We start from the raw sequence: 11,022 nt of genomic DNA on the forward strand, positions 1-11,022 counted from the left end.
TGGTGCTCTACACCACCGAAGACGGCGCCACCCGCTTCTACCTGCGCGCCGAGAGCGGCAGTGTGTGGCTGAGCCAGCTGGAACTGGCTGCACTGTTTCAGACCTCCGTGCCCAACATCAACATCCACATCAAGAACGTCCTGGCCGAAGGCGAGCTGCAGGCCGGGGCAACCATTAAAGATGACTTAATGGTTCGAACCGAGGGCACTCGCCAGGTACGGCGGCCGTTGAAGCTCTACAACCTGGACATGATCCTGGCCATCGGCTACCGGGTGAAATCCCCGCGCGGCACGCAGTTCCGGCAGTGGGCCACCACCCATCTCAAGGAGTACCTGGTCAAGGGCTTCGTGATGGACGACGCGCGCCTGAAAGACCCGGCCGGCTGGGACCACTTCGACGAGCTGCTGGAGCGCATCCGCGAGATCCGCACCTCGGAGAAGCGCTTCTACCAGAAGATCCGCGACCTGTTCGCCCTGTCGGTGGATTATCGCGACGATGACACCGCCACCGGCCAGTTCTTTGCCGTGGTACAGAACAAGATGCTCTACGCCGTCACCCGGAAGACCGCCGCCCAACTCATCGTGGAGCGCGCCGACCCCGACCAGCCCAACATGGCGCTGACTGGCTGGAAGGCCGAGCGCGTGCGCAAGACCGATGTCATCGTGGCCAAGAACTACCTGCGCGCGGAGGAAATCACCCAGCTCAACCGCATCGCCGCCATGTTCCTGGATTACGCCGAGGACCGCGCCAGCCAGCGCCAGGACCTGCGCATGGACGACTGGCGCCAGTACGCGGACCGCTTCGTCGAATTCAACGAACGGCCGCTGTTGAAGGATGCCGGCACCGTCAGCCACGAGCGCATGCAGCAGATCGCGCATGAGCGCTATGCGGTGTTCGATGCGAAGCGGCGCAAGGCGGAAGCATTGGCAGCGGACGAAGAAGATATCAAAGCGCTTGAGTCGGTGGACAATTTGGCACGTAAGGCAGGCAAATAATGCTCCCTCAAGGCTGGCTGCAGCGTCCGCTCAGCGATATCGCACAAATGACGTCAGGTGGAACCCCGGACCGCTCTACGCCCAGCTATTGGGGCGGCGATATTCCGTGGCTGACCACTGGAGAAATACAGTTCAACACCATCACCACCTCCGCCGAGAAGATCACAGAACTTGGCCTGAGAAATTCGTCGGCTAAGCTATTCCCAGCCGGAACGCTACTGATGGCCATGTATGGCCAGGGCAAAACTCGTGGCCAGATAGCAAAACTAGGAATTGAGGCGGCGACGAATCAGGCATGCGCAGCAATCTTGTTCGATGCAAATAATGATCCCGACTTCTACTTCCAGTATCTCGCGGCGCAATACGAGGGACTACGTGAGTTGGGCAATGCGGGGACTCAAAAAAATCTGAATTGCGGAATCCTCAAACGCATTCTTGTCCCGGTGCCGCCAGTTCAGGAACAGCGCCGCATCGCCCACATCCTCTCCACCTGGGATCAAGCCATCACCACCACTGAGAAGCAACTCGCTAGCAGCCGCAGATACGCTGAGGTACTGCGCAACACGTTGTTGGCAGGTCAGCGACGCTTCGACGATTACGCGCCATGGCAGTCAACGCCTCTTTCCGAAATGATTCGCGAAAGCCGCGTGGCTGGATCGGGCGGCGATGTGGCCAAAAAGATAACGGTCAAGCTCTACGGCCGAGGCGTCGTCAGCAAATCTGACAAGCGCGCCGGCAGCGAATCCACGCGCTACTACCGACGCTCTGCAGGGCAGTTCATCTATAGCAAGCTCGATTTCTTGAACGGCGCATTCGGGCGTATTCCCGCCGCACTGGATGGGTACGAAAGTACATTGGACCTGCCCGCTTTTGATTTTCTGCCTGGCGTTGATCCCAGGTGGTTCTTGCACTACGTCTCCAGAGAGGAGTTCTACACGGGCCATCTCGGCTTAGCCAACGGAGGCCGCAAAGCCCGTCGTGTCAATCCGAATGACTTGTTGCGAGTCTCAATTCCTACGCCATGCCTGGAAGAGCAAGTACGCATCGCTGACGCGATCGATACAGCACTATGCCAGGTCGCCGCTCAGGAAAGGCTTTTGAATCTGATGCGACAAGAAAAATCCGCCCTGATGTCCCAACTCCTCACCGGCAAGCGCCGCGTGCGCCTGCCCACTGACGAGGCGAGCGCCGCATGAGCCACAGCGCCCCTGACACCCGCGAACAGGCCAGCGCGCAGCTGCCCGCCCTGCACCTGCTGTGCAACCTGGGCTGGCAGTACCTCAGCGCCGCCGACTGCCTGGCGCTGCGCGGCAGTACCCGCGAGGTGCTGCTGCTGCCGCGGCTGCTGGAGGTGCTGCAGACCCGGCGCTATGTCTACAAGGGCCATGCCTACCCGCTCTCGCCCGGCGCCATCGACCAAGTCGTGCGCGAGCTATCGGCGTTGCCGCTGGGCGATGGGCTGCTGGCTGCCAACGAACGGCTCTACAAACTGCTGGCCCTAGGCATCACCGTCACCGAGTTCATGCCCGACGGCAAGAAGCACCAGCCCACCATCGCGGTGATCGACTGGCTGGATGCGGCTGCCAACCGCTGGGACATCACCGAAGAGTGTGAGGTGCTGTCCGCGCAGGGCACGCACACGCGCACGCCGGACATCGTGGGCTACGTCAACGGCCTGCCGTTGGTGGTGATCGAAACCAAGCGCCCTACTGGCGGGCAGGCCGGCAAGTCGATGGTGGACGAGGCCATCAGCCAGCAGCTGCGCAACCAGCGCAGTGAGGAGATTCCGCAGCTGTTCGGCTATGCGCAGCTGCTACTGGCGCTCAGCCTGACCGAGGCGCGCTACGGCACCACCCAGACCCCGGCCAAATTCTGGGCGCGCTGGCGCGATGAGCAGTTCGACGAGGCGTATCTGCACCGCCTCAAGAACGCTGCCTTGCCCGCGGCCACCCGCGATGCGCTGCTGGCCGGCAAGCCGGCACCGCTGCGTGCCTACTGCCAGGCGTTATGGGCGCACCCCATGCTGCCCACCGAGCAGGACCGGCTGCTGGCCGGCGTGCTCACGCCGGCCCGCTTGCTGGAGGTGCTGCGCAACTTCGTGCTGTTCGACCGCAAGGTGGGCAAGCTGGTGGCGCGCTACCAGCAGTTCTTCGGTATCCGTGCATTGCTGGCACAACTGCGCAAGCTCCGGCCCGATGGCGGCCGCGAGGGCGGCGTGCTCTGGCACACGACCGGCTCGGGCAAGAGCTTCACCATGGTGTTCCTGACCAAGGCGCTGCTGCTGGATGAGGCCCTGCAGGAATGCCGGGTGCTGGTGGTCACCGACCGCACCGATCTGGAAACCCAGCTGGCGCGCAATTTCCTCAGCGGCGGCGCATTCGGCTCGGCGGTCGCCACCCGCAAGGACGGCGAACGCAGCAAGGCCACCACCGGCCGCGACCTGGCCCAGCGCATCGGCCAGGGCAATGAGCGCATCACCTTCTCGCTGGTGCAGAAGTTCACCACCGCGGCCAAGCTGCCCGAGTGCCGCAACCCCTCGCCCGACCTGATCGTGCTGGTGGACGAAGGCCACCGCAGCCACGGCGGCGAAACCCACGAACGCATGCGCAAGGCGCTGCCCAATGCGGCCTATCTGGCCTTCACCGGCACCCCGCTGCTGAAGGACGAAAAGACCGCCAACAAGTTCGGCCCGATCCTACACGCCTACTCGATGCAGCGCGCGGTGGAAGACCAGACGGTGGCGCCGTTGCTGTACGAAGAACGCGTGCCGGAGCTGGATGTCAACGAAGCGGCGGTCAACCGCTGGTTCGACAAGATCACCGCCGGGCTGTCCGAGGCGCAGAGCAGTGATCTGAAGAAAAAGTTCGCCAGCAAGCGCGCGGTGTATGGCGCCGAAAACCGCATCGAACTCATCGCCTGGGACATCGCCGCCCACTACCACGAGCACGTCAAACCACTGGGATTGAAGGGCCAGGTCGCCACCGACAGCAAGCGCGATGCAATCCGCTACAAACGCGCATTGGACCAGACCGGCCTGGCCAGCAGCGCCGTGGTGATCTCCCCACCCGACACCCGCGAGGGCAACAGTACGGTGGACGAAGACAACGCGCCGGACATCCATCAATGGTGGAAGCAGACGATGACCGATGCTCGCATCAGCCCGGAAGACTACGAGCGCGAAACGGTGCATGCCTTCGGTGGCGAGGGCGAGCCGGATCTGCTGATCGTGGTGGACAAGCTGCTCACCGGCTTCGACGAGCCGCGCAATGGCGTGCTGTACATCGACAAACCGCTGAAGGGCCATAACCTGATCCAGGCAGTAGCACGGGTGAACCGCCTGCACGATGCCAAGCGCCACGGCCTGCTGGTGGATTACCGCGGCATCCTGCCGGAGCTGGATACCGCCGTGCGCGCCTACCGTGATCTGGAAACCCGCACGCAGGCCGGCTTCGATGTAGCCGACCTGGAGGGGCTGTATCACGCGGTCAGCAGCGAATACAAACGCCTGCCCTCCCTGCATGCGCGGCTATGGGCGTTCTTCGACGGCATCACCAACCGCCGCGACCTTGAACAGTTCCGACAACGGCTGATCCCGCACTTCGTGCGGGGCGCCGATGGCGAGGACTACGACGAACGCCAGGCGGTGCGCGAGGACTTCTATGCGGCACTGACTGCATTCGGCCTGTGCCTGCAGACCGCCTTGTCCTCGCGTAGCTTCTTTGAAGACACCGCCTTTCCAGACGCGCTGACCGATCGGTACAAGCAGGATCTACGCTTCTTCTCAGGCCTGCGGCTGATCGCCCGGCAGGACGCGATGGAGACAGTGGAATACGGCATTTACGAAGAGCAAATCCGCAAGCTGGTGGACAAGCAGGTGATCGGCCGCGAGGTCCGTGAACCCGAAGGCGCCTACTTGGTACATGAGCTGGGCCAGCCACAAGACCCACAGACATGGTCTGACGAAAAAACCCGCAATGAGGCGGACCTGATCCAAACCCGGCTACGCAAGACCATCGAACAGGACCTGGCAGGCGATCCTTACGCGCAAAAGGTCTTCGGCGAGCTGCTGCGGCAGGCCATCGCCGAGGCGGAGGCCATGTTCGACCATCCGTTGAAGCAGTACGCAGTCTTCAAGACCTTTGAACAGCGGATGGCATCCGAGCAAACACCTGGCATTCCTCTCGCATTGACCGACAATCCGCGTGCCAGCGCCTACTTCGGGGCCATCCGGCTTGAGCTGGGCGAGGAGGCGATGCAGGCCAAGAATGCTGCGGAGATGGCGCAACTGATTGAACTGGCCACCACAATCGACGAAGTGGTCCGAAACGCCGTCGCGGAGCATTCGCTGAACCTGCACAGCATCGAATCGCAAATCCGCCAGACATTGCTTCCGCTGATCTTTGATCTACTGGGGCTGGACCGCGCCAAATTCATCGTGGAACAGGTCATCCACATCACGCGTGTCGGACTGAGTCGCACGTGATCCAGGATCCGGCCGATGCCCACGTGGTGGTGACCTATGGCGAACGCCGCATCTACTGCAAGATCCGCCGATCTGCGGCACGGCACACCCAACGGGTGGCCATCCATGTGGAGCCTGACGGCCAGGTGCTGCTGGATGCGCCGTTGCAGGCAACGCAGGCGCAGATCAGGCAGGCGCTCACCCGGCGTGCGCGCTGGATCCACCTGCACCTGACAGCAATTGAAAGCCGCCTGAAACATGTCGCACCCTACGCATACGTCAGTGGAGAAACCGTGCTGTACCTGGGCAGACGCTACCGGCTGAAGGTGATCCTGGACGACCAACTGCCCAGCGTGCGCTTACGTGGGGGCTACCTTGAAACCCGCCTCCCCAGCCGTGCCCCCGAGGCGATACGCGCCGCGCTGGAACGCTGGCAGCGCGAGCGCGCCAGGCTGGTTTTGCCGCAACGCGTGAACGCCATGGCCGAGCACCTACGCTGGATCAAGCAGTCACCGCCCCTGGCGGTGCGGCCGATGCAGCGCCAGTGGGGAAGTTGTTCGCCTCTCGGCAGAATCAGCCTGAATCTGGCCCTGATCCGTGTTCCTAGCGCCTGCATCGATTACGTCATCCTCCATGAGCTATGTCACCTCAAGTTCCACAACCACGGCAAGGCGTTCTACCGCCTGCTCGATGCCCACATGCCGGATTGGCGAAACGTCAAAATGCGCCTGGATGGCCTAGCCGACCTGGCATTACGTCACTGAGCCAGAGCTGGTCTTTGCACGACAGGCGGCTTTCAGCCAACCGACATCGGCGCGGAATGCTGCGACAGGCCAGGTAGCTTGCCAATTGGCAATGCCGGCACCGACAGATGAACTAAACGGCTGGGGGTCTGGCCGCCTATGCTTCAGACCTGAGCCTGCCTGCCGTTAACAGAACATCCGGTGCCGCTGCGCCGCCCGTACCACCAGGTATCGGACGGCGCAGATTCCAGGCAAGATCACCGGCTGACACCGTTACGGGGGCGCTCTGGTTGCTACGTGGACGGCTTGATTGCAGGTTCCAGGAGCGTTGCATGTCCTCGTCCACCGTTACGCAAGAATCCGGTCCCGCAGCCCCGGAGCACACCCAGCACGCGTTCGCAGAGCAGGTCCACAGCAAGCCGATGGGCAGCACCGAAGCGGCGCACATGATGACCTTCCTGTGCCAGACCCAGTCGGCCAAGAAGCCGCAGACACTGTTGCCGCCGCAAGTGCGCGACGACAGCAACGCCTGAGCAGTCGTCTCGATCACGGACGCCGCAGGCCAGGCCTGTGGCGGGCTGTGCGTGGGCGGCACACTCCCACGCACGAACGCCGTGCTTGAACACGGCGCGTGCAGACGCGCGTTGACGACGCCCAGCGTGCTGACTGCCAGCATGTCCAGCCACGGTGACGGCCGCGCAAGTCACCTCACCGCAATCGAGAGCGACCGCCCACGACTGCCCGGCGCATCGCCCTGCCTGCACGCTTCATTCAATGGAGTTTTCATTCCGGCGCTGACGACGATGCAACGCCACTGCCACGTGCGGCCAGCCAGCGCAGCGGAATGAGCGGGTGTCATGCGATCGCGGCTTGCGCCGTGGGCGGCGACCACCGGCTCCGGGGATGCTCGATACACGCGGTCTTTGATGGATGATAAGAGGTTCCACATCCACACAGGACTCGACCACGATGCGTCTGCCATGCCTGCTGATCGGCGCAGTTGCCAGCCTTGCCGCATGCACTGCGCACGCACAGGCGCCGCTGTCGCCAATCGTGCTCAGCGAGTTCATCGCCGACCCTGCACCCACACCGCAGGCGCATGCCTCCACGTTGTTGGAAACCCGCGACGGCCACCTGTTGGCCGCCTGGTTCGGCGGCGCGCATGAAGGCGCAGCGGACGTCGGCATCTGGTTCAGCCAGCGCGACGCGCAGCACTGGCAGTCACCCCGCCGCATCGCCCACGGCGCGCGTGCCGGCACCGGTGGCGCGACTGTGCCGGCCTGGAACCCGGTGCTGTTCCAGTCGGCCAGCGGGCCGGTGCAGCTGTATTACAAACTCGGCCCCAACCCGCGCGAGTGGTGGGGCCTGCGCATGGCCTCCAGCGACGACGGTGCGCACTGGTCGTCTCCGCAACGCCTGCCCGACGGCATCCTCGGGCCGATCAAGAACAAGCCGGTGCAACTGCCTGGCGGGCGCATCCTGGCACCCAGCAGCAGCGAAGACCGCGGCTGGCGCGCACATCTGGAATGGAGCGACGACGATGGCGCGCACTGGCAACGCGGCATGCCGCTCAACGACCCGGCGCTGATCGGCGCGATCCAGCCCAGCCTGTTGCTGCATGCGAATGGCCGCGTGCAGGCGCTGGGCCGCAGCCAGCAGAACAAGCTCTTCAGCACGTTCTCCGACGATGGCGGCATGCACTGGCAGCCAATGCAGTTGCTCGATGTGCAAAACCCCAATTCCGGCACCGATGCGGTGTTGCTGCGCGATGGCCGCTCCCTGCTGGTCTACAACCCGGCAGTTGCCGGCAAGGACTGGTGGGAGGGACGCGGCACCCTGGCCGTGGCCGTCTCTGACGACGGCCTGCAATGGCGGCGCGTGCTGACGCTGGAAGACAGCGCCAAGGACGAATTCTCGTATCCCGCAGTGATCCAGACCCGCGATGGGCTGGTGCACATCAGCTACACCTGGAAACGCCAGCGCATCAGGCATGTGGTGATCGATCCGGCGCGGCTGGCAGGCAACTAAGGCGCGAGCAAGTAGTGCGGGGCGGCCGCCCAGGCATTTAGGTGCAGGAGCACTCTCCTGGTCGGGGTGCCATTCGCTCTGGGGCCGCGTCGCGATGCGTGCAGGTTGCGTGCATGGCGGACGCTCACGCACGCGGAAGGAGCATGTGTTGATTGCGCGGTTCTCAGCATCTGTTCCAACGCTTCGTGCCTTGGATGACGGTGATGAGCACTGCGCACGGACTCAAGTTCCCTCCTTCCCGGCGGCAGATAAGCACGCGCCAGCAGTCACGTTCAGTGCTTCCGCAACAGGCGCTCAACGATGCAGCAGCTCCACGAAGCGGCGCACGCGGGCGACATCGGTGCGCTGGTAATCGCCACCTAGGTCGCTGATGTGGGCATGCGGCGCGTGCACCTGGGCAGCTACCGGGCCGCGCAAGGACGCATGGAACTCACGCGCACCGGTGCCTGCACGCAAGGCGGCCATATTGTGTTCGGACACGCCCGCCCCCGGCATCACCACGATGCGGCCGGCCGCCCGCTCCGTCATCGCGGCGATGGTCTCGATGCCGTCGATCGCACTGGCGCGCGCCCCCGATGTCAGCACCCGCTCACACCCCAACGCGATTGCCGCGTCCAGCGCACGCAATGGGTCCGCACTGACATCGATCGCGCGATGAAAGGTCACGCCCAGCGTGCCTGCTGCCGCGATCAACACGCGCATCGTGGCCAAATCGACCTGGCCATCACGATCCAGCGCCCCCAGCACCACGCCATCGCAGCCGATGCGCACGCACTGCTCCACATCGCGGCGCATTACCTCCACCTCGTCGGCGTTGAACACAAAATCGCCCACGCGTGGGCGGATCAGCACATACAACGGAATCTGCAGGCGCTCGCGCACCACCGCCAATGTGCCGAACGAGGGCGTCAGCCCACCGCCGTCCAGGCCGCCGCAAAGTTCCACGCGCATCGCGCCGCCTTGTTGCGCTGCCACTGCCGAACCGATGGAATCGGCCGCCACCTCCAGGCCGGCCGCGCTCATGCCGCGGGCTCCTGGGTGTAGTGGCTTTCACCGGGCACCAGCAGATCCTGCCGCTGTGCATCGCACACCGCGTAGCTGAAGCCTTTCTGGATCGCGAATGCTCCCACCTCGCCACGCTTGTTCATCGCCAGAAAGCCGACCTGCAAGGTGCGCGTCAGCTCCGGCTTGCGGCGGATCAACCGCATCACCACCTCGCGGCACGCGTCGGCCGGCGACCTGCCTTGCCGCATCATTTCCACCACCGCAAAACTGCCGACATTGCGGATCACTTCTTCGCCCACGCCGGTGGAGGTCGCGCCACCCACCTCGTTGTCCACGTACAACCCTGCGCCGATGATCGGACTGTCGCCGACCCGGCCGTGCATCTTCCACGCCATGCCGCTGGTGGTGCAGGCACCGGACAGGTTGCCGTGCGTATCCAGCGCCAGCATGCCGATGGTGTCGTGGTTGTCCTTGCCGCCGGGCAACTTGGCATCGCGCCAGGCGCGGTTTTCGACATTGGCTTCCGGCGAATACTTGGACGTCTTCAACCATTCCTTCCAGGCGGCTTCCGAGCTTGGGGTGAGCAGCCTGGTTTTCGGAAAGCCCTGCTCCAGCGCGAACTGACGCGCACCATCGCCCACCAGCATCACGTGCGGCGTTTTCTCCATCACCGCGCGCGCCACCGAAATGGCGTGCACCACATCTTCCAGCGATGCCACCGCGCCGCAATTGCCCAGGTGATCCATGATGCAGGCGTCCAGCGTCACCCGCCCGTCGCGGTCCGGATAGCCGCCCAGGCCGACGGTGGGATTGGTCGGGTCCGCTTCTGGCACCCGCACACCGGCTTCCACCGCATCCAGCGCAATGCCGCCGCTGCCGAGAATCTTCCAGGCCTCCTGATTGGCGGCAACGCCAAAGTCCCAGGTGGAAATCACCCGCGCCGCACCACGCGGCAGCGCCGACGGCCGCACACCCGGCGTGGCGCCCACTGCGGCCTGCGCGCGTGCGCCCCAGCCGGCAAGCCCGGAAGCGATCGCGCCCAGCGTGGCGCTCTTGAGGAAGTGACGACGTTGGATCATCCGGGCAACTCCATGATGGAAACGAGCGGCCGCGCAGTGCGGCACCAGCCTTCCATCATGCGGCAGCGTGGCGTGCGGATAAACCGTATTGCGGCGCTGTCGTGTGCGGATCCGCGCACAACTGTCGCGTAGATGGGCCGAGCCTGTCTGGGGCGTCGCGTGTCCGATGCGTGGATCGAATTGGCGGCCGGCAAGGGAAGGCGCCATGCGCAGCGATGCCGAATCGCGCCTGGTCTAGCAGATGAGGCAGCCGACGCTGTCCTCTTCGCCGCACCCTCATCCGGTGCTGCGCGTCACCTTCTCCCGGTGGGAGAAGGAAGTGAGGCCGGTCACCACACGGTTACAGGCAACGGTCCAGCTGCACTGCCGCAGCGCACGCAGGGCCGGCGAAAAAATCGTTCGTCCGGTTAACCCCATTCGCCGCGCTGGCCCGTTTCACTGACAGAGGCGCAGTGCACGGCGACCTCGGGCTGCCCGGTAGTTCACTCATTCCACTTCGTCACGCAAAGGATTTCCCATGCCACGTCATAGCCTGATCGCGCTCGCCTTGTTGCTGAGCGCCTGCTCGCACGAACCCACTGCAGCGGTCGACGAGCCGTCACGCGCCGAATCCATGCCACAGCCCGCGCAACCGCAGCACCCCGACCAGACCGACTCGCTCCCGGAGGTCAGGCCGCAAGCGCAGCTCGCAGCACCCGCCCCTGCACATG

Annotated in this window: 8 protein-coding genes and 1 pseudogene; 7 read left to right on the top strand and 2 right to left on the bottom strand. The window is 64.3% G+C overall.

What is annotated here, in order from left to right; genetic code table 11:
* Positions 1-2: 2 nt before the first annotated feature.
* The 6 genes from OZ10_RS06760 (at position 3) to OZ10_RS06785 (ending at position 8,228) form a co-directional block, all read left to right on the top strand.
* Positions 3-995, top strand: a complete 993-nt coding sequence (locus OZ10_RS06760) for a virulence RhuM family protein (protein ID WP_052209978.1) — start codon at positions 3-5, stop codon at positions 993-995.
* Positions 995-2,191 (top strand): restriction endonuclease subunit S, encoded by a 1,197-nt coding sequence (locus tag OZ10_RS06765; RefSeq protein WP_039408826.1) that lies wholly within the window; start codon positions 995-997, stop codon positions 2,189-2,191. Before OZ10_RS06760 ends, OZ10_RS06765 begins: the two co-directional genes overlap by 1 nt.
* Positions 2,188-5,478: a type I restriction endonuclease subunit R gene (locus tag OZ10_RS06770; RefSeq protein ID WP_039564270.1), complete on the top strand. Its 3,291-nt coding sequence runs from the start codon at positions 2,188-2,190 to the stop codon at positions 5,476-5,478. Before OZ10_RS06765 ends, OZ10_RS06770 begins: the two co-directional genes overlap by 4 nt.
* Before the next feature lie 23 nt (positions 5,479-5,501).
* Positions 5,502-6,221: a M48 family metallopeptidase gene (locus OZ10_RS06775; protein ID WP_081419354.1), complete on the top strand. Its 720-nt coding sequence runs from the start codon at positions 5,502-5,504 to the stop codon at positions 6,219-6,221.
* 311 nt (positions 6,222-6,532) lie between these two features.
* Entirely contained in the window at positions 6,533-6,733 is a 201-nt protein-coding gene (locus OZ10_RS06780) for a hypothetical protein (protein ID WP_039408820.1), read from the top strand.
* Positions 6,734-7,169: 436 nt separating this feature from the next.
* Complete coding sequence (locus tag OZ10_RS06785) at positions 7,170-8,228, top strand: sialidase family protein (protein WP_039564272.1); 1,059 nt, start codon at positions 7,170-7,172, stop codon at positions 8,226-8,228.
* A gap of 294 nt (positions 8,229-8,522) precedes the next feature.
* Here the strand turns inward: OZ10_RS06785 and OZ10_RS06790 are convergent, their stop codons facing one another.
* Both OZ10_RS06790 and OZ10_RS06795 read right to left on the bottom strand, forming a co-directional pair.
* Positions 8,523-9,251 carry a copper homeostasis protein CutC gene (locus OZ10_RS06790; RefSeq protein ID WP_039408814.1) on the bottom strand — a complete coding sequence of 243 codons (729 nt, stop codon included), beginning with the start codon at positions 9,249-9,251 and terminating at the stop codon, positions 8,523-8,525.
* Positions 9,248-10,312 carry a glycosylasparaginase gene (locus OZ10_RS06795; RefSeq protein WP_039408811.1) on the bottom strand — a complete coding sequence of 355 codons (1,065 nt, stop codon included), beginning with the start codon at positions 10,310-10,312 and terminating at the stop codon, positions 9,248-9,250. The genes OZ10_RS06790 and OZ10_RS06795 overlap by 4 nt, the downstream gene beginning before the upstream one ends.
* A 517-nt stretch (positions 10,313-10,829) precedes the next feature.
* On the opposite strand from OZ10_RS06795, the pseudogene OZ10_RS22825 reads away from it, so the two are divergent.
* Positions 10,830-11,022, top strand: a pseudogene (locus OZ10_RS22825) (hypothetical protein); the annotation flags it as partial.

Origin of the sequence: Xanthomonas cannabis pv. cannabis (assembly GCF_000802365.1) — a bacterium.
GTDB lineage: Bacteria > Pseudomonadota > Gammaproteobacteria > Xanthomonadales > Xanthomonadaceae > Xanthomonas > Xanthomonas cannabis.